This window comes from Arthrobacter sp. ISL-69, assembly GCF_018613775.1.
GTDB lineage: Bacteria > Actinomycetota > Actinomycetes > Actinomycetales > Micrococcaceae > Arthrobacter.
Window position 1 is genome coordinate 85,925 of the sequence record NZ_JAGGPO010000013.1, and the last position, 24,858, is coordinate 110,782.

The following is a 24,858-nucleotide window of genomic DNA, read 5'->3' on the forward strand; positions in this document are numbered from 1 at the left end:
AGTGGCGCAGGTCCCTTTTATTGGTGTGCGGCGGCGGATGGGTAGAGAATGGATCTTTGTGACTACGCATCCGGATTTCAGCTCACCCCGCATCGCAATTCTTGGCGGAGGGCCCGGTGGCTATGAAGCCGCCATGGTGGCCGCGTCCCTGGGGGCGCAAGTCACCATCATCGAACGCGCCGGCCTCGGCGGTTCCGCGGTGCTCACCGACGTCGTCCCGTCCAAGACCCTGATCGCGACGGCGGACCTGATGACCCGCGTCGGCGAGGCGGGGGAGCTGGGCGTGAAGTTCGACGTCGACGGCGGCGATTTCGCGCCGGTGATGCGCGCTGACCTGAAGCACATCAACGACCGCCTGCTCGGCCTGGCGCGGAAGCAGTCCGAGGACATCCGGAGCGGACTCGAGCACCAGGGCGTGCGCATCCTGATCGGCTCCGGCCGGCTGCTGGACAACCACACCATCGAGGTCCTCACCGTCAACGGCACGGAGACCGTGGAAGCGGACGCCATCCTGCTCGCGGTCGGCGCCCATCCCCGTGAACTTCCCACCGCCCGGCCCGACGGCGACCGGATCCTGAACTGGGCGCAGATCTACAACATGGACGAGCTTCCCGAGGAACTCATCGTGGTGGGTTCCGGTGTCACGGGCGCGGAATTTGCCTCCGCGTACAACGGCCTGGGTTCCAAGGTCACCCTGATTTCCAGCCGCGACCGCGTGCTGCCGGGCTCGGACACCGACGCCGCCGAGGTCCTGGAGGGTGTCTTCGAACGCCGCGGCTTGAAGGTGCTTTCCCGCTCCCGCGCCGAAACGGTGGAACGGACGGACGACGGCGTCGTCGTCGCCCTGGGTGACGGCTCCAAGGTGACCGGCAGCCACTGCCTGGTCTGTGTCGGTTCCATCCCAAACACGGCAGGCATCGGTCTGGAGGAAGCCGGCGTGGCGGTCACCGAGAGCGGCCACATCAAGGTGGACGGCGTCTCGCGCACCACCGCCCCCAACATCTATGCCGCCGGTGACTGCACCGGGGTCCTTGCCCTCGCATCGGTCGCGGCCATGCAGGGCCGCATCGCCGTGGCCCACTTCCTAGGCGACGCTGTCATGCCGCTCAAGCTGCACCAGGTGGCCTCCAACATCTTCACATCGCCGGAGATCGCGTCCGTGGGCGTGTCCGAGGCGGAGATCGAGTCCGGCAAATACCAGGGCGACGTGGTGAAGCTGTCGCTGCGCAGCAACGCCCGCGCCAAGATGCGCAACCACCGTGACGGGTTCGTCAAGATCTTCGCCCGGAAGGGTTCCGGCACCGTGATCGGCGGCGTTGTGGTGGGCCCAAACGCCTCCGAACTGATTTTCGCGATTTCCATCGCAGTCACCCAGAAGCTTCACGTCGACGACGTCGCCAGCACCTTTACGGTGTACCCGTCACTCAGCGGCTCCATCTCCGAAGCGGCCAGGCGCCTGCACGTCCACATGTAGGTTTCGGTCGCCGCGGGGTTGCCAACTGCCCATCCGGGCGGCTACGAGGAACAGCAGGCCCGTGACCAGCGGAACCACGCTGATGGCTGAGAGGGCTACCACTCCGGCGAGGCTCCCCAGCGCTGACAACGCGACAGGTCCCAGGCCGAGGGCCAGCAGCAGCCAGCCCGCGGCTGGTGTCCTTTTCAGGCCCAGCACGGCTGCCGGGAAGGCAAGGACCAGGACTGCCACTGCCCGGACAGGGCCGTTTGAGTTCTCAAACGCACGCCACGACGCCGAATCGACGGCGAACCAGATGCACGCCACGATCAGCAATGCCGTCAGCACGGTCAACGCAGGTGCGGCCCATGCGGGACGAAGCCACGCAAGCGCGGCAAGTGCGGCCATCGGAACGGCCCAGGACACGATCAGCATGACCCCCTCCAGGCCGCCGGGATCAGCCAGGGCGTAGCCGCTGATGAACAGGCCGGCGAGGACCGTGAAGGCCGCCATGATCGCGGCTGCCGTCCAGACGAGGGCGCGCGCCCGCACGGAGCGGTCCGGCTGCCGCAGTGAGACGATGCCCATGGCCCCGGCAGCCAGGATGAGTGCGGCCGCGGCCAAGAAGATCGTGACGGCAAACATGCCAACCCTCCTCCGTCTTCACCGACCGTAGCTTCCATGACACCCTCGCCCCGTGGGAGGGGCAAGGGGCAAAAGTCCCCCGGAGGTACCAGAAGCAGTTATTGTCAGATTGATAAAAATGGTGCTAGCTTGGTTATTGTCAGTTTGATAATAAAGACGGGAAGCGCCATGAACCACCTGATCGCCTGGATGACCTCCCCAGCCTTCGCACTCTTCGACACCCCGGTCAGCTGGATCGAGGTCATCGGCTTTGTGACCGGCGCGGCATGCGTCTACGGAGTCGCCCGGCAAAAACTGTGGAACTGGCCCCTCGGCATCCTGAACAACATCTGTTTCATCGTTCTGTTCCTTGGCGCAGGTCTCTACGGCGAAACAGTCCTCCAGCTGATCTTCGCCGCCGTCGCTTTGTACGGCTGGTACAACTGGGCGCGCGGTAACGCCGGGACCGTGGGTAAGAACGACCTTCCCATCCGGGACGCCTCGCGGAAGGAGACCGTCATTGGCCTCGGCGCTACGGCCGCCGGCACAGCCCTCATCGCCATGGTCCTGACCCACGGCACCGACTCCCAGGTGCCCTGGCCGGACGCCTTCGTCCTGACTGCCTCCCTGGTGGCAACCTACGGCCAGGCCACGAAGATTTTCCAGCACTGGTACGTCTGGATCCTCATCGATGTGGTCTCCATCCCGCTGTACTTCAGCCGCGGGCTGACGCTGACCGCCATCCTGTACCTTGGATTCCTGTTCCTTTGCGTCTACGGGCTCATCGACTGGAAGCGCACCCGAACAGCCGAAGCGCCCGATGCCTTCCCGGCGACCGTCACCGCAGGAGCCTGACATGTACAAGAACGCCATGGTCATCGGTAAGTTCTACCCGCCCCATGCCGGACACGCCCACCTCATCGCGACGGCCGCAGCGCAGGCGGAGCAGGTTTCGGTCCTGGTCCTGGGCAGCCGGTTTGAGTCCGTGGACGTCGCGGAGCGGACGCGGTGGCTGGCGGAAGAATTCTCCGGCCACGCCGGCGTGCAGGTTATCGGCATGCGCAACGATTGCCCGGAGGACTACGGGTCCGACGAGATCTGGAAAGCCCAAAGCGAGCTGATGCGCCTTGCCCTGAAGACCCACGGCGTCGCCGCCATTGACGCGGTCTTCAGCTCCGAGGCCTACGGATCCCGCCTCGCTGCCGCCTTCGATGCTGAACACGTCCTCGTGGACCCGGCACGGTCCGCGTACCCGGTCAGCGGGACGCAGTGCCGTGACGACCTCAGGGTTGCGTGGCCCAACATCATCGCCCCTGCCCGGCAGCAGATGTGCACCCGCATCATCGTCGTCGGTGCCGAATCAACGGGCACAACAACCCTGGCAACGGCACTTACCGACTACTACCGGCCGCGGTTCCCGCTCATGGCCGATGTGCCCGAATTCGGCCGGCAGTACACGTACCAGAAGTTCGATGCCCTGCGCGCGGACAAGCCGGACGCCGTGCTGGCGGAAATGGTCTGGACCGCCGCCGACTTCGGGCTCATCGGCAGCCGGCAGAACGGGATGGAGAACGCGGCCGCCGACGCCTGTCCGTTGGTCATTGCCGACACCGATGCCCTTGCCACCACACTCTGGGAACGCTTCTACCTGGGCGAACGCAGCTATGGCTCCTTTGCTGCCGCTGCGAGCCTGCCCCGTCGCGACCTGTACCTGGTCACTGATCACGAAGGCGTTGCATTCGAAGACGACGGTTGGCGGGAAGGCGAACACCGCCGGGCCGAAATGACCGAATGGTTCAAGGAGACCCTCACCGAGGAGGGGCACTCCTGGATCCTGGTCACCGGTGATCCCGATCGGCGGATGCGTACGGCGGTTGACGTCATCGACGCAATCCTGGCCCGGCAGCACGTTTTCACCTCGCCGCCGTGGGCCACCCGCACCGTCCTGGAAGGCGCAGCGGTATGAACAGGACACCCAACGGCGAGCAGGAATTCCTCAACGCCTACACGCCAAAGGATTACCCTTCCGTTGCCCTCACCGTGGACCTGGTGGTTCTTGCAGTGGCAGGGGGAGTGCTGCACTCGGTTCTGGTCCGCCGCGGTGTCCACCCGTTTAGGGGCGGCCTCGCGCTGCCCGGCGGGTTCGTCGGCGTCCGGGAGTCGGCAGAGCAGGCAGCCTTCCGTGAACTGGCAGAGGAAACGGGCTTGGACCTCGGCCGGCTGCCCGTGCACGTTGAGCAGCTGGCCACCTACAGCGACCCGGACCGCGATCCCCGGATGCGGGTGGTCTCCGTGGCCCACCTGGCCTTGCTGGCCACCGACGGCCAGGCCCTGCCGGCACTGTACGCCGGTTCCGACGCGGCGGCCGCGGAGTGGCATCCCGTCCATAAGGTGCTGGAAAGCCCGATGGCGTTCGACCACGCCTCAATCCTCCGCGACGGCCTGGAACGGCTTTCCGGGAAGCTGGAATACACCACCGTCGCCGCCCGGCTGGTGCCGGAAGAGTTCACCATGACACAGCTTCGCACCGTCTATGAGGCCACCTGGAACACGCCCCTCGCGGCGGGAAATTTCACCCGCAAGATGCTGCCCCACCTTCACGACACCGGGCGGAAGTCCAAAGCCGCAACAGGGGCGCCCGCAGCGCTTTTCACGGCGACGGAACGCCACATCCACCCGCCCATGAGCAGGCCCGGGACCGACTAAGCGCCAGACCCGGGACCGACTCGCCCGGGCCCGGCGTCACATCGTGTCAGGCGGCTGCTGCCGCCTGGAAGTGTTTTTCGATGATGTCCTTGATGTCCGAGTGGCAGCCGCCGCAGCCGGTGCCCGCGCGGGTGGCACCGGAAACCTCAGCCACCGTGGAGCACCCGTCAACAACGGCGTCCTGGATCTTGGTGCCGGAGACGCCGGCGCACCGGCAAACGGTGCGCTCAGGGTCGCTGTTGCCGGCGGCAGCCAGCTGGTCCGGTCCGTCCAGGCGCAGCAGCAGCGACCTGTCGGCGGGGAGCTCGTCGCCGCGCTCGAACAGGGAGACCAGCTCCGCCGCCGTGCGCGGCATGCCAACGGCCACGAGGCCTTCCAGCACGCCGCCGCGCGTGGTCATCTTGACGTAGCGGCCGTGTTCCGGATCGGCCCACTGCGCAATCTGCAGCCGCGGGCGCCCGTTCACGGCACCGGCGGTCAGTACTTCCTCATCCCAGGGTTCCGCGGCGTTGTCTCCGGCCACTGCCATGTTCATGCCGCGGGCCTTGAGGACAACGACGCCCGGCTTCTCCATGGGCAGCTCGGGCAGGGACTCGGCCGCGTCCACCGAATCGCCGGTGGGCGAACCGTCGCCGGAGCCCTCAACGGATCCCTCGGCGAGGAGCGTCAGGTACTCTGCCAACCACTCCGCCTGGCGCCAGCCCGGACCCACCAGGCCGGACGGACCGCGTGCGGCCCGGCAGTCGCTGCAGGAAGGATCGGGGCAGCGGACTTCGGCGCAGTCGCCGATCGCGAAGATGTGCGGCTCGTGGTGGGCACGCAGCTTGTGGTCCACCAGGATGCCGGTGGCGGTGGACAGCCCGCAGCCTTCGGCGAGCTCCACGCGCGGACGGACGCCGCAGGACAGCACCAGCAGGTCGCCGTCGATCGCCGAACCGTCATCCAGCAGCAATGCGGAGAAGCCGCCGTCGGGAGCGTTGTGTTCGACCCCGGTGGAGCGGGCGTTGCCGGCCATCCGGACGCCGCAGTTGCGCAAGCTGGCGGCGAGCACCGCGCCGCCGCCGCGGTCGATGTTCCGGCCCAGCGGATGCGGGCCGTTGTGGACCACGGTCACCGTGGCGCCTTCCTCGGCGGCCGCCAGGGCCGTCTCGAGTCCAAGGACGCCGCCGCCCAGCACCACGACGCGCTTGCCGCCGGAGACGGCCTGGCGGAGGACCTCGGCGTCGCGCAGGTCGCGCAATGCGGTCACGCCGGCGGGCAGTACGGGGTGGGCCGGGTCCGGGTTGAGGCCGGTCAGGTTGGGGATCACCGGACGGGAACCGGTGGCGAACACCAGCCGGTCGTAGTGCGGCTTCGTGCCGTCGGTGAGGACTACCTGCTGGCGGGCCCGGTCCACCCGTCGGACACGGACGCCGAGCCGGACGTCCACGCCGTCGGCGATCAGCGCGGCGGCGTCGGACAGTGCCAGCGCTGAAGCCGTCGTCCGCCCCACGCCGAGGTCGGCAACCAGGACGCGGTTGTACGCGGCGTCGGGCTCCTCGCCGATGACTGTCAGGTGGGCGAGCCCGCTGCGCACTGCCGGCAGCAGCTCATCGATCAGCCGCGCGGCGACCGGACCAAAGCCGACAATTACAATCTGCTCACTCATGAGGCCTCCGATGTCTGAAGAACGCTGTGCTGGAGTCCGTTGGCAGCCACGCGGACCCACACCTTGTTGAATTTGAACTCGGGCATCCCGGAAATGGGGTCGGTGGCGGCCTCCGTCAGGCGGTTGGCGCTCTCGAGCTCCGGGAAGTGGAACGGCAGGAAGACCGTCTCGGGCCGGATCGCCGTGCTGAGTTCGGCACGGCACACCACCTCGCCGCGCTCATTGGCCACTGAAACGAAAGAACCATCGGTGATGCCCATGGACGCCGCGGCCGCAGGGTGGATCTGCATCTTCGCCTCCGGCTGGGAAGCCAGCAGCTCGGACACGCGGCGGGTCTGCGCCCCGGACTGGTAGTGCTCCAGCAGGCGGCCGGTGATGAGTGTCATGGTCTTGGCGCCCGGGTCCGGATTCTCTGCGGGAGCACGACGGCGGCGCGGCGCCACCGGGGTCATGACCGCCTTGCCGTCGGCGTGGGCGAAGCCGTCGAGGAACAGCCGCGGCGTGCCGCTGCTGCCCACGGGGTACGGCCAGTACGCCGCTTCGCCGCGGTCCAGCATGGCGTAGCTGATGCCGGAGTAGTCAGCGAGGCCGCCGGCGGAAGCCAAGCGCAGTTCCTCGAAGACCGTCTCGGGATCCTCGCTGTAGGTGGACGGAGCCTCGAGCGCCTCGGCGAGCCGCGCCATGATCCAGAGTTCGCTGCGGGCGCCCGCCGGCGGCTGCAGTGCGCGGCGGCGGCGGAGGACACGTCCCTCGAGGTTGGTCAGCGTGCCTTCCTCTTCGGCCCATTGGAGAACCGGCAGGATGAGGTCGGCTTCGGCCGCTGTCTCGGAGACGAAGAAGTCGCAGACCACCAGGAAGTCCAGGCTGCGGAGCCCGTCAATTACGGCGTTGGCATCGGGGGAGGCCACCGCGATGTTCGAAGCGTGCACGAAGAGGCAGCGGACGCCGTCGGGCTGTCCGAGGGACTTCAACAGCTGGACGGCGGGGAGGCCGGGGCCGGGAATCAGGGATTCCGGCACGCCCCACACCTTCGCCATGTGAGCGCGGGCGGCGGGGTCGGTGATCTTGCGGTAGCCGGGGAGCTGGTCGGCCTTCTGGCCGTGCTCACGGCCGCCCTGGCCGTTGCCCTGGCCGGTCAGCGTGCCGTAGCCGCTGCGGGCGGAACCGGGCAGCCCGAGCAGCAGGCTCAGGTTGATGGCGGCGGTGGCGGTGTCCGTTCCGTCCACGTGCTGCTCCACGCCGCGGCCCGTCAGGATGTAGCTCCCGCCCTTGGCGGCGCCGTGGGCAAGCCGGCGGGCCGTCTCGCGGATCAGGTCCGCGGGTACACCGGTGAGGGACTGGACGCGTTCCGGCCAGAACGCGTTGACGCTGCGGGCCAGGGCTTCGAAGCCGCTGGTGCGCGCCTGGATGAATTCGGTGTCTGCCAGGCCCTCGTGGATGACCACGTGGGACAGGCCCAGGAGGAGGGTGAGGTCGGTGCCCGGCAGGGGCTGGAGGTGCAGGCCGCCGCCGTCGGACGTGAACGCAGCCGTGGCGGAACGGCGGGGGTCCACCACAATCAGCCCGCCGGCGTCGCGCGCTCCCTGCAGGTGCTGCACGAAGGGCGGCATTGTCTCGGCGACGTTGGAGCCGAGCATCAGGATGGTGCTGGCGCCGTCGAGGTCTTCGAGCGGGAACGGGAGGCCGCGGTCAACCCCGAAGGCCCGCATCCCTGCGGCGGCTGCGGAGGACATGCAGAACCGGCCGTTGTAGTCGATCCGGGACGTGCCCAGGGCCAGGCGGGCGAACTTGCCCAGCTGGTAGGCCTTCTCGTTGGTCAGGCCGCCGCCGCCGAATACACCGACGGCGTCCGCGCCGTAGCGGGCGCGGGTGTCCTTGACCGCAGCCGTGATGAGCTTCAGGGCATCATCCCAGCTGACGGGGCGGTGGACGCCGTCGGAGCCCTTCAGCATGGGCTCGGTGACGCGTCCGGGGTGGCTCAGCAGCGAGGCAGAGGTCCAGCCCTTGCGGCACAGGCCGCCGCGGTTGGTGGGGAAGTCGCGTCCGGAAACTTCCAGGACGGGCGCAGCCGCCGCGCCGCCGGCATCAACGGCTGCAGCGGGAACGTTCGGAGCGGGTGGAGCCGGCACGGGGTCTGACCCCGGCTGGACAGCCGGGGTCAGAGCCGCTGGGGACTTCAGCGTCATGGCGCACTGCAAGGCGCAGTAGGGGCAGTGCGTATCGGCGCTTTTGGTCATGTTAGACGTGTCCCATCGCATTTCGGTTGGCGTTGCGGATGTAGCAGGCCCAGCAGACCACCAGCATCAGGACGTATGCCCCGACGAAGCCGTAGAAAGCGGGGGTGTAGGATCCGCTGGCGGTGTTGGAGGCGTTCAGCACCTGCGGGATAACGAACCCGCCGTAGGCGCCGATTGCCGAGATCAGGCCGAGGGCCGAGGAAGCCAGGCGCTGGGTTGCCACCGTGCTGGCGCCGTTGCGTGCTGCCCGGCTGGAGGTGGCGAAGATGACCGGGATCATCCGGTAGGTGGCGCCGTTTCCGAAGCCGCTGGCGGTGAAGAGCATCAGGAACAGGACCAGGAAGAGCCAGAAGTTCTTCAGCGGCAGGGTCCAGATCATGGTGAGCGTAATGACTGCCATGGAGGCGAAAGCGGCAACGGTCATCCGGGCGCCGCCCATCCGGTCCGCCATGCGTCCGCCGTAGGGGCGGGTCAGCGAGCCGACCAGCGGGCCGAGGAACGCCAGGGACAGTGCCACGGTGCCCACTCCGATGGAGGAGAAAGCCGGGAAGTAGTCCTTGATGAGCTTGGGGAATACACCGGCGAAGCCAATGAAGGAACCGAAGGTGCCGATGTACAGCAGTGCCATGATCCACAGGTGCGGTTCCTTGAGCGCGGCGATCGAGCCTGCCACGTCACCCTTGGCGCTGGTGAGGTTGTCCATGTACTTGTAGGCGCCGAAGGCGGCGATCAGGATGAAGGGGACCCACATCCAGCCGGCCAGGGGCAGGTTGATGGTGCCGACGGCGAGGAGCGTGATCACAATCGGGACAGCGAGCTGTGCGACGGCGGCACCCATGTTGCCGCCGGCGGCGTTCAGGCCCAGGGCCCAGCCCTTTTCACGGGCCGGGTAGAAGAACGTGATGTTGGCCATGGAGCTGGCAAAGTTGCCGCCACCGAAGCCTGCAAGTGCTGCCACCAGCAGCATGACACCGAACGGGGTTTCCGGGTTGGAGACACAGAGACCCAGGCCGATGGAGGGGATAAGGAGAAGCAGGGCCGAGACGATGGTCCAGTTGCGGCCGCCGAACTTCGGGACCATGAACGTGTAGGGGATGCGGAGTGTGGCACCCACCAGGCTGGGCATGGAGATCAGCCAGAAGATTTCCGAGGTGGAGAGCGTGAAGCCTGCTGCGGGGAGCTGGACCACCACGATGGACCACAGCTGCCAGACGACAAAGCCGAGGAATTCGGCGAAGATGGACCAGTTCAGGTTGCGCCGGGCGATGGACCGGCCCTGGGATTCCCACTGCTCCTTGTTCTCGGCATCCCAGTTGGCGATCCAGCGGCCGGGGCGGACTTCAAGGGCGGGGGCGTCAGCGGTGCGGGTAGTGCCGGGCTGCGCGCTGGATGAAGTGGCAACACTTCCGTGCCACGGCTCGGAGCCAGTCTCAGGGGAATTGCCGGCGCCGGCATCTGCGTTGCGGTCAACAGTCACGGTGTACCTCCTTTGGGGGTTTGTTGTCCTTCCAAGGTAGAGACGGCTCGTTTCGTGAAGCGTCGCCGTTTGTTAACGTGCTGTGAAGTTTGCCTATCGTGGCCTTTGTGACGGCGTGAGGCGCCGTTAGTGAGACAATTTCAGAAGTCCGCATGATGGACCATTTGTCCAGTCGATGGACTACAGGAACTATTATTGAGACCTATGTATCCCTTAGCCGGGCAGCCTTTTGGGGATGAACGCCCGGTTCTCACGAAAGTGTTACTACATGTCATCCACTGCCACTTCGCCGCAGCCGGGGTCAGCCAAGCAGGTTAACTCGCGCGGGCGCGTGATCGTCGCCAGCCTGATCGGCACCACCGTGGAGTTCTACGACTTCTACGTCTACGCCACGGCCGCCGTGCTGGTGTTCCCCCGGTTGTTCTTCCCGGGACAGAATGAAACCATCCAGCTGCTGAGCTCCTTCGCAGTGTTTGGCGTCGCGTTCATCGCCCGTCCGCTGGGGTCCATCGTTTTCGGCCACTTCGGGGACAAGTTCGGCCGTAAGGGCACCCTCGTGGCCTCGCTGCTGACCATGGGCATTGCCACGTTCCTGATCGGCTGCCTTCCCACCGCGCTGGTCCCGGGCTGGGGCTTCTGGGCTCCGGCACTCCTGGTGGTCATGCGCTTCGCCCAGGGCCTCGCGCTCGGCGGCGAGTGGAGCGGAGCTGCCCTCCTGGCCACGGAGAACGCACCCGCCAACAAGCGGGCGGTCTACGGGACGTTCCCGCAGCTCGGTGCGCCCATCGGCTTCATCATCGCCAACGTGATCTTCCTGGTGGCCAGCTACGTACTTACCCCGGCAGCCTTCGAGGCCTGGGGCTGGCGTGTTCCGTTCCTGCTGAGCGCCGTTATGGTGATCATCGGCCTTTACGTCCGCCTGAAGCTCATTGAAACGCCGGCCTTCACCAAGGTGCTCGAATCCAACGAGGTGGCCAAGCTGCCGGTTGCCCGGGTCTTCAAGTCGAGCTGGCGGCAGCTCATCCTGGGCACGTTCATCATGCTCGCCACCTACGTGCTCTTCTACCTGATGACCACGTTCACGCTGACCTACGGCACCCGGCCCGCGTCGCTGGACGCCGCCAAGGCCGCTGCGGAGAAGGCCGGCAAGCCAATGACCGAGGCAGCCGCCGCGGCGTTCGTTCCCGGACTGGGTTTCACCCGCAACGACTTCCTCTGGATGCTGATTGCCGGCGTCGTGTTCTTCGGCATCTTCACCCTGGTCTCCGGTCCGCTGGCCGAGAAGTACGGCCGCCGCAAGATGCTGCTGGTCGTGACCGGCGGAATCTTCGTGTTCGGGCTGCTGTTCGTGCCGCTGTTTGGCGGCGGGTTCATCGGCACCATGGCGCTCCTCATCATCGGGTTCTCCCTGATGGGGCTCACGTTCGGGCCGATGGGTGCGCTGCTGCCGGAACTGTTCCCGACCAACGTCAGGTACACCGGCTCTGCTGTCAGCTACAACGTCTCCAGCATCCTGGGCGCGGCTGTGGCGCCGTTCATCGCCGTCGCGCTCTGGGAACAGGCTGACGGCAGCCCCGTCCTGGTCGGTATCTACCTGACCGCCATGGCGGTCCTCACCCTGGTGGCGCTGTTCCTGAGCAAGGAAACCCGGGACCTGGACTACGAGAACAACGTGGCCTGACCCGGCCTTCGCCCTTCACAACAATGCCCGGTACCCCTTCGCGGGGTGCCGGGCATTTGTTGTATCCCGCCGCTACCGCGCGTAGCGCTCCACGAAGTTGCCCAGGATCTTCATGGGTTCCGTCGCGGTGAACTGCCGGGCGTTCTCCATCAGGATTTCGGCCGATTCCGGCGGGAAGTAGCCTGCATGGCGGTAGATGTCGATCCTGGTGACCAGTCCGTCCGCATCGAGCTCCGGGTGGAACTGCGTGGCGTACAGGTTGGTCCTGATCCGGAACATGTGGACCGGGCAGGCCGCGGAGCTGGCCAGGACCACGGCGTGCGAGGGGAGGACGGTGCAGGCTTCCTTGTGGCCGGTGAAGGCCGTGAAGCTCTCCGGCAACCCGCGCAGGAGGGGATCCTGCAGCCCTTCGGCGGTCAGCTTGATGGTGGCGCCGCCCAGGCCCTCGCCATAGGTCCGGTCGATGACCGCGCCCTGGTGCAGGCCCAGCGTGCCGACCCCGTAACAGGCCCCGAGGAAGGGGAAATCCGCCGGCACGATGCGGTCCAGCAGCAGGGACAACTCACGCTCCACCCGGTGCTGGGCTGCGCTTTTGTGATCCGCCGGGTCGCTGGAGGTGAAGGGGCTGCCGCCCACGATCACCCCCGAGTAGTCGGAGAGGTCCAACTCGGGCAGGGGCCCGGCTTCCATCCGGATTCGCCGCAGCTGTGCGGGTTCGAGTCCGCCATAGCGCAGGTAGGCCTCGTATTCTTCCTCGGCAGCCTTGTCTTCGGCGCGCGATGCAAGCAGTAGAAATGGCTTCACACGCTAAGTCTGCATGGAGCCGCCCCCGTGCGCCATGGGCGCGCCGGGGGCGGCGGGCATTGCTGTGTAGCGGTGGACGAAACCGCCGGGTTCAGTCTTCGATCGTTGCGATCACGGCACCGGCGGACACCGTCTCGCCGGCGACGGCGGCCAGGCCCGTGATGGTGCCCGCCCGGTGCGCCGTGAGCGGCTGCTCCATCTTCATCGCTTCGAGCACGACGACGAGATCACCTTCGGCAACCACGTCGCCTTCGGCGACGGCCACCTTCACGATGGTGCCCTGCATGGGGGACGTGAGCGCGTTGCCGCCGGCAGCTGCAGCCGCGCCGCCGGAACGTGAGCGCTTTTTGGCCTTGGCCGGCTTGGCGGGACCGCCGCCGGTGCTGAACGAGCCGAGAGACGCGGGCAGCACGACCTCCAGGCGTTTGCCGCCCACCTCGACGACGACGCGCTGGCGATCGCCGGCGTCGGACGCTTCAACGTCGGTGCCGGTCGGGGTCCAGGCGGGAATGTCGTTGACGAACGCCGTCTCGATCCAGCGGGTGTGGACCTTGAACGGGCCCTCTGCCGGGGCAAAGTCGGGGTTGGTGACAACGGCGAGGTCGAAGGGGATGACGGTGGGGATGCCCTCCACCACCATTTCCTCCAGGGCCCGGCGGGAACGCTGCAGTGCCTGGGCGCGGGTGGCGCCGGTGACGATCAGCTTGGAGAGCATTGAGTCGAAGTTGCCGCTGATGACATCGCCCTGCTCCACGCCGGAGTCGATCCTGATGCCGGGGCCGGTGGGGTTCTTCAGGGTGGTGATGGTGCCGGGAGCGGGCATGAAGTTGCGGCCCGGGTCCTCGCCGGTGATACGGAACTCGATCGAGTGTCCGCGCACCTCGGGGTCGTCGTAGCCCAGCTTCTCGCCGCGGGCCAGCCGGAACTGTTCGCGGACGAGGTCGATTCCGGTGACTTCTTCGGAGACGCAGTGCTCCACCTGGAGGCGGGTGTTGACCTCGAGGAAGGAGATGGTGCCGTCCTGGCCCACTAGGAATTCGCACGTTCCGGCGCCGAGGTAGCCGGCCTCCTTGAGGATGGCCTTGGAGGACTCGTAGAGGCGGCGGTTCTGCTCTTCGGTGAGGAACGGTGCCGGCGCCTCCTCCACGAGCTTCTGGTTACGCCGCTGCAGGGAGCAGTCGCGGGTGGAAACCACAACGACGTTCCCGTAGGCGTCAGCAAGGCACTGGGTTTCGACGTGCCGGGGCGCGTCCAGGAAGCGCTCGATGAAGCATTCGCCGCGCCCAAAGGCAGCGACAGCCTCGCGGACGGCGGATTCGAAGAGCTCCGGGATTTCCCCACGCGTGCGGGCCACCTTGATGCCGCGGCCGCCACCGCCGAAGGCAGCCTTGATGGCCACCGGCAGGCCGAACTTGTCCACGAATTCGAGGATCTCTTCGGCGGACTCCACCGGATCGGCGGTGCCGGGGACCTGCGGTGCGCCCACCTTCTCCGCGATGTGGCGGGCCTGGACCTTGTCGCCAAGGGCGGAGATGGCCTCAGGGGAGGGCCCGATCCAGGTGATGCCGGCCCCGATGACCATGGCTGCGAACTGGGCGTTCTCGGCCAGGAAGCCGTAGCCGGGGTGGATGGCGTCGGCGCCGCACTGGTGGGCCACCTCGATCAGCTTTTCCATGACCAGGTACGACTCGGCGGCGGTGTTCCCGCCCAGGGCGTAAGCCTCGTCCGCCAGGCGCACGTGCAGGGCATCGCGGTCCGGGTCGGCGTAGACCGCCACCGAGGTGATGCCTTCGTCGCGGGCGGCGCGGATGATGCGCACGGCGATTTCACCGCGGTTGGCGATCAGGACTTTGCTCAGCCGCTTGGAGCTCGTCAGGGCGGCACCTGCGTGGCTTGGGGCGGCGGACTGCTCTGGACTTGCGGACTGCTCTGGACTTGCGGACTGCTCCGAATTTGCTGACAAGGCGTCTCCTTCTTTCCTTCAGGGAGCCTAGCGCGATTTTGAGGGTTCCGCCGATATTACTTGCGGATTCCGCGCGTAAAGCTTCCAACCTTTGTAGGGAAGCTACAAAGAGCTGCGAATTGGCTCACTCAGCTCGGACTTCAGCGGGGTCAACGGCCCCGCCGGTCCACAGCTCCGTGATGCCCACCTGCGCCTGGCCCAGCAGGCCGCGGAGGGTGGATATGGAGAGCCCGACGACGGTGTGGGGGTCGCCGTCGACCTTCCGGATGAAGGCCCCGCCGTAGCCGTCGATCGTGAAGGAGCCGGCGCACTGGAGCGGCTCACCCGTGGCGATGTAGGCCTCGACCTCCTCGCCGCTCATCTCCATGAAATGGACCTCGGCGGAGGTCACTGCGCCCAGCGTCGCGCCGGAACCGGCGCGTTCGCCGCCGCTGTTCTCCGACCAGTCGGGGTCGGTGTCGCGGCAGTCCACCAGCCAGTGGCCGGTGTGCAGCACGCCCATGCTGCCGCTCATCCGCAGCATCCGTTCCCTTGCGACCTCGGCCGTGTACGGCTTGCCGTGCGCCTCGCCGTCGAACTCGAAGACGGAATCGCAGCCGAGCACCAGGGCGCCCTCCGCGTCCGGCAGCGAGGCAACGGCTTCCGCCTTGGCGCGCGCCAGCAGCAGGGCGGTGTCGTGCGGATCCGTCACGCCGTAGCGGGCCTGGACGGCGTCTTCGTCCACGTCGGAGACCAGGATCTCGTGCCGGATGCCGGCGTGGCTCAGGAGTTTGGTGCGGGCGGGGGACTGGGAGGCAAGGATGAGGCGGGTCACCGCTCCAGCCTAGTTCCCCCTGAGTCTCATTGTCGCTGGGTCTGGTCGCCCGGGCTTTGTCGCTCACCTCTTATTGTCGGAGGTGGGCGGGATAGTGGGTTCATGGACGGGAAACCACGGACCGGAAGGGGCCGCAGCAATGGCCGGACGCGATGAGTACGACCTCCACAGTCTGAACGCGATGCTCGACTGTTTGCTTCAGGAATTCACTTTGCCCCCGGATATTCCCGGGCTGATCGAATACAACCGGCGGTTGGGCGAGCTGAGCTCTGCAGTGAGCACTGTCAGGACGCGTCTCGAAGTGGCAGCTGTCCTGAGCCATGCGCCCATAGCCACGTCCGGGGTGGGAACCTCCCCGCTGGCATCCCAAGCGGCTGTCCGGCTTCGGCAGGCCGTGATTTGTCTCCTGGCAGCTAATGTCAGGGCCATTAATGTCAGAGCCCAGAGGGACACTTGAGCTATGGACGGTAATTGGGGGTCCGAAGCAGCTCCGGCCGCAGCGGGGTGCGGTTGCATTTGCAGTTGCGGCCAGGGGCCGGCCAGGGAGAATGCAGCCTTAGTGTTGCGCGGAGGAGCCGTGTGCGGAGACATGTCTGAGCAGGACGGCGCCCGCCTGATTGACGAGATCCGGACACTGGAAGACAAAAAGTCTGCCTTGGCTGCCCGTCAGGCCCGGCTGTCTGTCGCATTTGATCAGCTGCAGCGCCGGCAGCAGTCCGACGCCGGGATCCCCACTGACCAGCTCGGAGTCGGCGTCGGAGCACAGATCGCCCTCGCCCGTCGCGAATCCCCGGCCAAGGGAAGCCGGTTGTTGGGCCTGGCCAAGGCTTTAGTGACGGAGATGCCGCACACGCTCGCTGCCTTGGAGACTGGTCAGCTGAATGAGTGGCGGGCCACCTTGCTGGTGCGCGAAACGGCGTGCCTGTCCGCGGCGGACCGGTGTGGTGTCGATGAGGAACTCGCGCCCGACGCGGGGACGCTGGCCGGTGTAGGTGACCGGGCACTGGTGGCCGCCGCCCGTACCGCTGCCTATAGCCGCGACCCGCGCTCCGTTACCCAACGCGCCGCCCAGGCCGCCACGGCGAGGCACGTCAGCCTCCGTCCCGCTCCGGACACCATGTGCTACCTGACCGCCCTGTTGCCCGTCTCGGCCGGTGTCGCCGTTCAGGCCGCTCTTGTCCGGAACGCGGACTCTCTCCGCGCCGGCGGGGATCCCCGGTCCCGGGGCCAGATCATGGCCGATGACCTGGTTGAACGCGTCACCGGGACGCCGGGCGGGATCGCCGGTATCGAAATCCAGCTAGTCATGACCGACAGGACCCTCTTCCAAGGCGACGGCGAACCGGCACGTCTCCCTGGTTATGGCGTGATTCCCGGCGGTTGGGCACGCGAGATCATTGGCCGGGGTGGATCGGTGCCCTCAACTTCCGGTCCTGGTGCTTCCGTAGCCGGCGCGTTCCCATCCGGCCCAGCCGGCGACAAGGCTTTCAAGACGTGGATCCGCCGTCTGTACACCGCCCCCGCCACGGGCGAGTTGGTGGCGATGGATTCCCGCGCCCGGCATTTCCCTGCGGGGCTCCGCCGCTTCATCGAGGCACGCGACAACACCTGCCGCACTCCCTACTGCGACGCACCCATCCGCCACCTGGACCACATCGTTCCCTGGCACGTCGGCGGCGCTACGACGCAGGCCAACGGCGCCGGGCTCTGCGAAGCCTGCAACCACACCAAGGAAACGCCGGGCTGGAAAGCACACCGGTCCACCGGACCGAACGCCCCCGGCGGGACCAGACATGCCATCCGACTGACAACCCCCACCGGCCACAGCTACCAATCCACCGCGCCACCGCTGCCCGGGACTCAACGCGGTAGCCCGGCCACAGAGTCCGGCCACCGGAAAGAGATCCGCCACCACGCCAAGATTCACCGGCGTGCCCTCCGGTCGAGGCGTGACGCTCCGTTCGCTGCGTAGCCAGGCACGGACCGCAGAAAGCGGAACGCCCGCCGATCGAGTGATCGGCGGGCGTCTCGCAGTGAAGTCGAGGAGTTCTGTCAGCGTGCGCCGACCTCTTCCGGTTCTGCCCCGGCGGGGGAGACCGCGGCCGGCGCATCCTTGCGGAGCTTCGCGCCTTCCACGTCCACGTCGGGCAGGATGCGGTCCAGCCAGCGCGGCAGCCACCAGGCCTTTCCACCGAGCAGGTACATGACAGCCGGGACGATCGTCATGCGCACCACAAAGGCGTCCACCAGCACACCGAAGGCCATGGCGAAGCCGAGCGGCCGGACCATGTTCAGGTGCGAGAAGATGAAGCCGGCGAACACGCTGACCATGATGATGGCGGCCGCGGTCACCACTGCGGAGGCATGGCTGAACCCGCTCCGGACGGCGTGCTTCGCCGATTCCCCGTGCATGAACGATTCGCGCATGCCGGAGGTGATGAACACCTGGTAGTCCATGGCCAGTCCGAACAGCACGCCGATCAGGATGATGGGCAGGAAGCTCAGTACTGCGCCCGGATTCTCGACGCCGAATACCGTCCCCAGCCAGCCCCACTGGTAGACGGCCACCACGGCGCCGAAGGCCGCGGCGAGGGACAGCAGGAAGCCTCCGGTGGCGAGCAGCGGCACCACAATGGAGCGGAAAACCAGCAGCAGCAGGATCAGGGACAGTCCCACCACGATGGCCAGGTACGGAGGCAGGGCATCACCGAGTTTGGTGGAGACGTCCACGTTGCCCGCCGTCTGGCCGGTAAGGCCGATGCCGACGCCCGTGGTGTCCCGGATTTCGGCGTTCCTGGCCCGCAGTTCCGAGACCACCTGAACGGTGCTGGCGCTTGCCGGGCCGTCCTTCGGAATCACCTGAAACACTGCAGTGCGGCGGTCCTCGCTGAGGGCAACCGGCACCGCGGCGGTGACGTTGTCCACGCCGCGGAGGATGTCCGCCACGTCGAACTGTTTGGCCCGGGCTTCCTCTTCGGTGAGTCCGGCCGGGAAGTCGCCCACCACCACGATGGGGCCCGTCATGCCTGCGCCGAAGCTGCGGCCGGTGACGTCGTAGGCCTTGAAGGCCTGGGACTCCACCGGTTCCGAACCGCCGTCGGGAAGCGCCAGGCGGAGCTGGCTGGCGGGCAGCGCCAGGATGCCCAGCAGTGCCACCCCGGCCAGCAGTGCCATCACCGGGTGCCGGGTGACCAGGCCGCCCCAGCCGTGGCTGCTGCGGTGTTCTTCCCGTGCCCGGTCCTCGGTCTCGTGGCCGGGGGCGGCATTGTGCCGCTCGGCCTTTGCCCACGCCCGCTTGGAGATCAGTTTCCGGCCAACCAGAGAGAGTACCGCCGGAGTGAGGGTCAGGGCCACGACGACGGCGACCGCCACCGTTGCGGCCGCGGACAGGCCCATGACGGCCAGGAACGGCAGCCCCGGAACCACTAGGGCGGCCAGTGCGATGATGACGGTCAGCCCTGCGAACATCACGGCGTTGCCCGAGGTTCCGGTGGCCAGGGCCACGGACTCCTCAGGGTCCATGCCGGTCAGCAGCTGGTTGCGGTGCCGGTTGACGATGAACAGTGAGTAGTCGATGCCCACCGCGAGGCCGAGCATGAGCGCCAGCATGGGGGAGATGGAACTCATGTCCACGGCGCCGCTGAGGGCGAACGTGGCGCCCACCCCAACAGCCACGCCCACCACGGCCATCAGTAGCGGAAGCCCTGCGGCGATCAGGGTACCCAGCATCACGATGAGCACCAGGGCGGCGATGGCGATGCCGAGGATCTCCGAAATGCCGAAGAGCTCGGTGATGTCTTCGGTGATGTCCTTGCTGGCCAGGGCCGTGACGCCGGCTGAGGAGGTTTCCCGGGCGATGTCCTGGACCTGCTGCCGTGCCTCCGGGGTCAGCCCGTTGATGGAGGTCTTGAACTGCACCTGGGCGATGGCGGCCTTGCCGTCCTCCGACACGAAGCGCATTCCCTGCGATGCCTCCAGCTGGCGTTTGCCGGCCGCAAGCTTCGCGGCGCCCCCCTCCAGCTCTTTGGTGCCGGCGTCAAGCTTTGCCTGGCCTTCCGTGAGGGCTGCCTTCTGCTGCCCGAGCTGCGCCTCGATCGCGGCGGCGGGCATGCCGGCGGCGGTCATCTGCTGTTCTGCGGCCTCAAGCTGCGCCTTTCCCGCAGCCAGCTCGGCGGCGGCCTGGTCCAGCCGGGCCTGGCCCGCTGCGGCCTGGTGCTCGCCGTCCGCTAGGTCGGCTGCTGCCTTGTCGAGCTGCGCCTGCGTCGCGAACGGATCCACTGTGCCCTGGACATCGGGAAGGGTCTTGAGCTTGGTCAGTGCGGCGGATACCGCATCCTTGCCGGCCTGGCTGAACTGGCCATCCCGGGCCTCGAAGACAATGGTCGCCGAGCCGCCGGAGGCGTTGGGGAGCTCTTTCTTGAGCTTGTCCGCCATCTGCTGGGTTTCGGTACCGGGGATCTGGAAGTTGTTGGACATAGTGCCATGGAAGGCAGCGGCAGATCCGCCCACGGCCACAAGCACGGCAAGCCAGAGGGAAATGACCAGCCAGCGGCGGCGGTATGAGAACTTGCCGAGCCGGTAGAGGAAGAGGGCCATGTCAGTGCCGATCTGTGGAGGGGGTGGCGGTGGGCATGAAGCCCGAGCCGAGGAGGCCCATGGCGTCGATCAGGAGTTGACGGAGTATTGACAGCGACTTGGCCGAAAGGTCGGTGCCGCACCGGGCGAACCAGACGTCCATGGCGGCCTTGCCGCAGGAGATCACGGAACCGGCCAGTGCGTGCAGGTAGAGCTCGTCGAGTTCCGCGCCGGGGGTCCCGGCGAAGCGCTCCCGGGCTGCTTCGATGATCTGCCCGGTGCAGTGGTCCCAGGCTTCGAGTTCGGAGCGGTTCAGCTGCGGATTCGACTGCGAGAGGCTGTACAGCTCGGCCATGGGGGCCACCGTCATGGGGTCAGCCAGCTGCACCAGTGCGGCGCGCGCCGATTCGAGGATGGGCTCGTCGGAGGGCCTTAGCCGGAACTGCGCCAGGGCGTTGTCCAGGAATCCGTGGGTGATGGAGGCCAGCGCCGCCTCCGTGCTGCCGAAATAGTTGAAGAAGGTGCGGCGGGAGATTGCTGCGGCATCGGCGATGTCCTCCACGGTGAAGTTCCCCGGTCCCTTGCTGCGCAGGAGCCGCAGGGAGGCGTCGGTGATGGCCTGGCGGGTCGCAGCCTTGTTGAGTTCCCGACGCGAGGGCGCGGGCGGGTCAGGGATGGTACTGCCGGTGTGGGCGGTGGGCATGCGCTTACACTACGTGCATATTTACACTCTGTGCAAGTTTCTGACGAAGCCGGATTCACAGCTTCCTAACAGCTTGGTGACAGCTCATCCTTATCCGGATGCCGCACCCTTAGGGAAGGTAGGTGAACTGTAACTACCACCGGAAGCAGCCGTGTTCCTGCGGCAGATCGAGGAGACGTGCCATGTCTAGCAGAAAGAAGTTAGGCCTCGGCCTGGGCGCTGCGGCCCTGGTTGTGGGGGCCGGGATTGGTGTCAGCGGAATTGCGTCGGCCGCCACTACGCCGACGCCCACACCGTCAGCCAGCGCATCGGCTGACGCCGGCACTGACGGCCACAACCGCGGCCACAAGGGTGGCCGGCACGGGCACGAAGGAGGTGTGCGGGCATCGGAGCTCGCCGCCAAGCTCGGTGTCGACGAAGCAAAGGTCACTGACGCGCTGAAGGTATTCCGTGAAGCAAACAAGCCATCCGCGCGTCCTGCCGAGGGCACGAAGCCGGACCGGGCCGCCACGGAAGCCGCGCTGGCTAAATCCCTCGCCGAGTCCCTGGGCATAGACGAGGCCAAGGTCACTGCCGCCCTTGACGAATTGCGCAACGAGGCCCAGTCAGAACGCGCAGCCGCCCTGAAGACCCGGCTGGACAAGGCGGTGGCCGACGGCAAACTCACGCAGGCCGAAGCGGACGCTGTCACCAAGGCCGTTGAGCAGGGCGTGATCGGCGGCAGAGGCCGCTAGGCCAGTCCGTCCTCGCGGGTGCCGGCGGGCTCCTGCTGAGATCGGCGACGACGCCAATACGCAGAAGTCCCCCGGGAGATTCCCGGGGGACTTCTGCGTATTGACGACGCCGGATACTAGGCTTTCGCGCCTGCCAGCGCGCGGTCCTCGGCGGAAGCGGCCGCCGTCGGATCGGCAGCTGAACCCGCTGCTGCGTCTGCGTCATCGTCCACGAAAGGATCACCGTTGCGCGGGGCGTTGTACAGCGCCTCGTCCAGGATGCCCTGGCGCTTTGCGACGATTGTGGGCACGAGCGCCTGTCCGGCAACGTTGACCGCTGTGCGGCCCATGTCGAGGATCGGGTCGATCGCCAGCAGGAGTCCGACGCCGGCCAGCGGCAGTCCCAGCGTGGAGAGGGTCAGGGTCAGCATCACGACGGCGCCTGTGGTTCCGGCGGTCGCGGCGGAGCCCAGTACCGAGACGACGGCGATCAGCAGGTACTGGCTGAAGTCGAGCTGGATGCCGAAGAACTGTGCCACGAAGATCGCGGAGATGGCGGGGTAGATCGCGGCGCAGCCGTCCATCTTGGTGGTGGCGCCCAGCGGCACGGCGAAGGAAGCGTAGGCGCGGGGGACGCCCAGGCTGCGTTCGGTCACCCGCTGGGTCAGCGGCAGCGTGCCCACGGAGGAGCGGGAGACGAAGGCCAGCTGCACGGCGGGCCAGACGCCGGAGAAATACTGCTTGACGGAGAGCCCGTGGGTGCGGACCAGGACCGGGTAGACCACAAACAGGACCAGGGCCAGGCCGACGTAGATGGCGAACGTGAACTTGCCCAGCGAACCGATGGTGTCCCAGCCGTACACGGCTACGGCGTTGCCGATGAGGCCTACCGTGCCCAGCGGCGCGATCCGGATGATCCACCACAGGACCTTCTGGATGACAGCCAGGGCTGAGGCGTTGAGGTTCAGCAACGGCTCGGCGGCCTTGCCCACCTTCAGGGCGGCCACACCGACGGCGATCGCGATCACCAGGATCTGCAGGACGTTGAAGCTGACGGCGGTGGTGGCCGCACCATCGGTGACGGTGGTGCTGGCGCCCAGGCCCAGGAAGTTCTTAGGGAAGAGGCCGATGAGGAAAGCCCACCAGTCACCGGATTTGCCCGCGTATTTGGCTTCCTGGGTGATGCCGGTGCTGGCGCCGGGCTGCAGCAGCACGCCCAGGCCGATGCCGATCAGCACGGCGATCAGCGACGTGATGGCGAACCAGAGCAGCGTGTTCCACGCCAGCTTCGCGGCGTTGGATACCTGCCGGAGGTTCGAGATGGAACTGACGACGGCGGTGAAGATGAGCGGGACCACGGCGGTCTGCAGCAGGGAGACGTAGCTCGAGCCGATGGTCTGCAGGGTGGCGCCGAGGGCATTGGGGCTCGCCTTGGTGCTGCCCGTGTACTTGGCCAACAGGCCAAGGCCAAGGCCCACGATCAGGGCCGCGATGATCTGGAAGCCGAACGAACCGGCCCATTTGGGCAGCCGGAAGCCGGTGTTTCCTGTGGGGGAGGGGGTGCTGGTTTGAGTGCTCACCCGAACACGCTAGGCGCAGGTTTCATACCACCACGAACGCACGTTGAGAAATGTTACGGGAATAAAAGCGTCACCAGCGATGGGCGCCCCCAAAAAACGGCGTACTTAGGCACTTTTTGTGAAGTTATTCCCCGCAACCATGTGGCAAACATCTCTCGCCCCCGTGGGCGGGCCCCCTACCCCAGCAGTGCGCGCTTGAGGGTGTCGAGGCCAACCGAGCCGATGTTCAGGGCCTTGGTGTGGAATTCCTTAAGGTCGAAGCCGGGGCGTGCTTCGAGTTCGGCACGGATCTGCTCCCACAGGCGCTGGCCCACCTTGTAGGACGGTGCCTGGCCCGGCCAGCCCAGGTAGCGGGCGAACTCGAAGTTCAACTGGCCCTCGCTGATGGCGAGGTTCTCCTTCAGGAAGCCGTAGCCCTTGTCCGGCGTCCAAGTTCCGCTGCCCCAGCGTTCCGGAACCTCCAGCTCCAGGTGTACGCCGATGTCGAACACCACACGCGCGGCACGCATGCGCTGCATGTCCAGCATGCCCATGTGGTCGCCCGGGTCCTGTAGGTAGCCCAGCTCCTGCATCAGTTTCTCGGCGTAGAGTGCCCAGCCTTCGCCGTGTCCCGACGTCCAACAAACGTTGCGGCGCCACTTGTTCAGCAGCTCGCGGCGGTAGATGGCCGTGGCGATCTGGAGGTGGTGTCCGGGGACTCCTTCGTGGAACACCGTGGTGGTCTCGGCCCAGGTGGTGAAGGTATCCTCCCCGGCGGGGACCGACCACCACATGCGGCCCGGCCGGCTGAAGTCATCGGTGGGGCCGGTGTAGTAGATGCCGCCCTCGTCGGTGGGGGCGATCAGGCATTCAAGGGTCTTCATGATGTCCGGAATCTCGAAGTGCACGCCGGCGAGATCCGCCACGGCCCTGTCCGAGAGGCCCTGCATCCAGACCTTGAGGGCGTCGGTGCCCTCGAGCTGACGTGTGGGATCGCTGTTTAGGATCTTCTTGGCTTCCTCCACCGAAGCGCCCGGGCGGATTTCGGCGGCCACGCGTTCCTGTTCGGCAATGAGCCGTTCAAGTTCCTGGACGCCCCAGGCGTAGGTCTCGTCGAGGTCCACGGTCGCGCCGAGGAATTCCCGCGATGCCAGCGCATACCGGTCCCGGCCCACGGCATCCTTGGCCGGGGCCACGGGGAGCAGTTCAGTGGACAGGAAATCCGCCAGCTTCGCATAGGCCGCGCGGGCCGCGGCAGCGCCGTCGTCGAGCCTTGCCTGAAGGTCCGCGGAAAGCGGACCTTCCTTGGTCTTTGCGCCGGCCGCCATCTTCGCGAAGAAGCCGTCCTCGGCGGCGTACTTGGTGCATTGTTCGATGACGATTGACACCTGCCGCTCAGCGGAGACCTTCCCCTGCTCCCTGGCGGACCGCAGCGACTCGATGTAGCCGTCGATCGCTCCGGGGACGGCGTGGGCGCGGCCGGCGATGTGCTCCCAGTGTTCCGCGGAATCGGTGGGCATCAGGTCAAAGATGGCGCGGATATTCTGCGCAGGCGATTCGATGTTGTTCAGTGCGGCGGCGTCCCAGCCGGATGCGTGGATTTCCAGCTGCAGTCCCAGCCGTTCGTGCATGGCGTCCAGCGTGACGGCGTCCACGTCGTCTTCCGGTTCCAGCCCGTCCAGGGCCGCCAGGGTTTCGCACGCTGCGGCGTCGAACTCCGCTATCCCGGCCGGCGAGAAGTCCTGGAATTCTGTCTCGCTGCCCGGCACGCCGAGTGTCGTGGCGAGGCTCGGGTCGAGCCTGATGAGGGTTTCCGTATAGGCGTCGGCGACGGCGTCGATGGCTGTTTGGGGGCGCGCGGAGGCTGCGGGTTCGGTAGTCACCCCACGAGACTAACGGGG

The 24,858-nt window shown here is 67.0% G+C and carries 18 protein-coding genes; 7 read left to right on the forward strand and 11 right to left on the reverse strand.

Going from position 1 to position 24,858, the window contains the following annotated elements; all coding sequences use genetic code 11:
* Positions 1-58: 58 nt before the first annotated feature.
* On the forward strand, positions 59-1,474 hold the full coding sequence (locus tag J7I79_RS09545; protein ID WP_214952623.1) for an NAD(P)H-quinone dehydrogenase: 1,416 nt from the start codon (positions 59-61) through the stop codon (positions 1,472-1,474).
* Here J7I79_RS09545 and J7I79_RS09550 read toward each other — a convergent pair.
* Entirely contained in the window at positions 1,421-2,098 is a 678-nt protein-coding gene (locus J7I79_RS09550) for a hypothetical protein (protein WP_214952625.1), read from the reverse strand. The two genes, J7I79_RS09545 and J7I79_RS09550, sit on opposite strands and share 54 nt — an antisense overlap.
* Positions 2,099-2,266: 168 nt before the next feature.
* On the opposite strand from J7I79_RS09550, the gene pnuC reads away from it, so the two are divergent.
* Genes pnuC through J7I79_RS09565 form a run of 3 tightly spaced genes read left to right on the forward strand, consistent with a single transcriptional unit; the run spans position 2,267 to position 4,783 of the window.
* Positions 2,267-2,932 (forward strand): nicotinamide riboside transporter PnuC, encoded by a 666-nt coding sequence (gene pnuC, locus J7I79_RS09555; protein ID WP_214952627.1) that lies wholly within the window; start codon positions 2,267-2,269, stop codon positions 2,930-2,932.
* A gap of 1 nt (position 2,933) precedes the next feature.
* A complete protein-coding gene (locus tag J7I79_RS09560; RefSeq protein ID WP_214952629.1) occupies positions 2,934-4,043 on the forward strand; it encodes an AAA family ATPase in 1,110 nt (369 codons plus the stop codon).
* A complete protein-coding gene (locus J7I79_RS09565; RefSeq protein ID WP_214952631.1) occupies positions 4,040-4,783 on the forward strand; it encodes an NUDIX domain-containing protein in 744 nt (247 codons plus the stop codon). Before J7I79_RS09560 ends, J7I79_RS09565 begins: the two co-directional genes overlap by 4 nt.
* A 46-nt stretch (positions 4,784-4,829) precedes the next feature.
* Here J7I79_RS09565 and J7I79_RS09570 read toward each other — a convergent pair whose 3' ends face one another.
* Genes J7I79_RS09570 through J7I79_RS09580 form a run of 3 tightly spaced genes read right to left on the reverse strand, consistent with a single transcriptional unit; the run spans position 4,830 to position 10,145 of the window.
* Positions 4,830-6,431, reverse strand: a complete 1,602-nt coding sequence (locus tag J7I79_RS09570; RefSeq protein ID WP_214952633.1) for an FAD-dependent oxidoreductase — start codon at positions 6,429-6,431, stop codon at positions 4,830-4,832.
* Complete coding sequence (locus tag J7I79_RS09575; RefSeq protein WP_214952635.1) at positions 6,428-8,668, reverse strand: molybdopterin oxidoreductase family protein; 2,241 nt, start codon at positions 8,666-8,668, stop codon at positions 6,428-6,430. Before J7I79_RS09575 ends, J7I79_RS09570 begins: the two co-directional genes overlap by 4 nt.
* Before the next feature lies 1 nt (position 8,669).
* The gene (locus tag J7I79_RS09580; protein WP_214952637.1) at positions 8,670-10,145 is read right to left on the reverse strand and encodes an MFS transporter; all 1,476 of its coding nucleotides are present in this window, start codon (positions 10,143-10,145) and stop codon (positions 8,670-8,672) included.
* 268 nt (positions 10,146-10,413) lie between these two features.
* Here J7I79_RS09580 and J7I79_RS09585 point away from each other — a divergent pair, with 268 nt between their 5' ends.
* Positions 10,414-11,826, forward strand: coding sequence for an MFS transporter (locus tag J7I79_RS09585; RefSeq protein ID WP_214952639.1), 1,413 nt, complete (start codon positions 10,414-10,416; stop codon positions 11,824-11,826).
* Between the two features lie 72 nt (positions 11,827-11,898).
* Here J7I79_RS09585 and J7I79_RS09590 read toward each other — a convergent pair whose 3' ends face one another.
* The 3 genes from J7I79_RS09590 to J7I79_RS09600 all read right to left on the reverse strand — a co-directional run bounded on the left by J7I79_RS09590 (position 11,899) and on the right by J7I79_RS09600 (position 15,407).
* Complete coding sequence (locus J7I79_RS09590) at positions 11,899-12,630, reverse strand: glutamine amidotransferase (protein ID WP_104172645.1); 732 nt, start codon at positions 12,628-12,630, stop codon at positions 11,899-11,901.
* A gap of 91 nt (positions 12,631-12,721) precedes the next feature.
* Positions 12,722-14,506: a biotin carboxylase N-terminal domain-containing protein gene (locus J7I79_RS09595; RefSeq protein WP_214952676.1), complete on the reverse strand. Its 1,785-nt coding sequence runs from the start codon at positions 14,504-14,506 to the stop codon at positions 12,722-12,724.
* Between the two features lie 211 nt (positions 14,507-14,717).
* The gene (locus J7I79_RS09600; RefSeq protein WP_214952640.1) at positions 14,718-15,407 is read right to left on the reverse strand and encodes a nucleoside triphosphate pyrophosphatase; all 690 of its coding nucleotides are present in this window, start codon (positions 15,405-15,407) and stop codon (positions 14,718-14,720) included.
* Between the two features lie 589 nt (positions 15,408-15,996).
* On the opposite strand from J7I79_RS09600, the gene J7I79_RS09605 reads away from it, so the two are divergent.
* Positions 15,997-17,379: an HNH endonuclease signature motif containing protein gene (locus J7I79_RS09605; RefSeq protein WP_251042605.1), complete on the forward strand. Its 1,383-nt coding sequence runs from the start codon at positions 15,997-15,999 to the stop codon at positions 17,377-17,379.
* Positions 17,380-17,459: 80 nt separating this feature from the next.
* Here J7I79_RS09605 and J7I79_RS09610 read toward each other — a convergent pair whose 3' ends face one another.
* Complete coding sequence (locus J7I79_RS09610; RefSeq protein ID WP_214952645.1) at positions 17,460-20,003, reverse strand: MMPL family transporter; 2,544 nt, start codon at positions 20,001-20,003, stop codon at positions 17,460-17,462.
* A gap of 1 nt (position 20,004) precedes the next feature.
* Positions 20,005-20,685, reverse strand: coding sequence for a TetR/AcrR family transcriptional regulator (locus tag J7I79_RS09615; protein ID WP_214952647.1), 681 nt, complete (start codon positions 20,683-20,685; stop codon positions 20,005-20,007).
* A 182-nt stretch (positions 20,686-20,867) separates the two neighbouring features.
* Between J7I79_RS09615 and J7I79_RS09620 the strand changes: the two genes are divergently transcribed.
* Positions 20,868-21,419: a hypothetical protein gene (locus J7I79_RS09620; protein WP_214952649.1), complete on the forward strand. Its 552-nt coding sequence runs from the start codon at positions 20,868-20,870 to the stop codon at positions 21,417-21,419.
* A 116-nt stretch (positions 21,420-21,535) separates the two neighbouring features.
* Here the strand turns inward: J7I79_RS09620 and J7I79_RS09625 are convergent, their stop codons facing one another.
* Both J7I79_RS09625 and J7I79_RS09630 read right to left on the reverse strand, forming a co-directional pair.
* Positions 21,536-22,978, reverse strand: coding sequence for a dicarboxylate/amino acid:cation symporter (locus J7I79_RS09625; protein WP_214952650.1), 1,443 nt, complete (start codon positions 22,976-22,978; stop codon positions 21,536-21,538).
* 176 nt (positions 22,979-23,154) lie between these two features.
* Positions 23,155-24,840 (reverse strand): DUF885 domain-containing protein, encoded by a 1,686-nt coding sequence (locus J7I79_RS09630; protein WP_214952653.1) that lies wholly within the window; start codon positions 24,838-24,840, stop codon positions 23,155-23,157.
* Between the last annotated feature and the right edge of the window lie 18 nt (positions 24,841-24,858).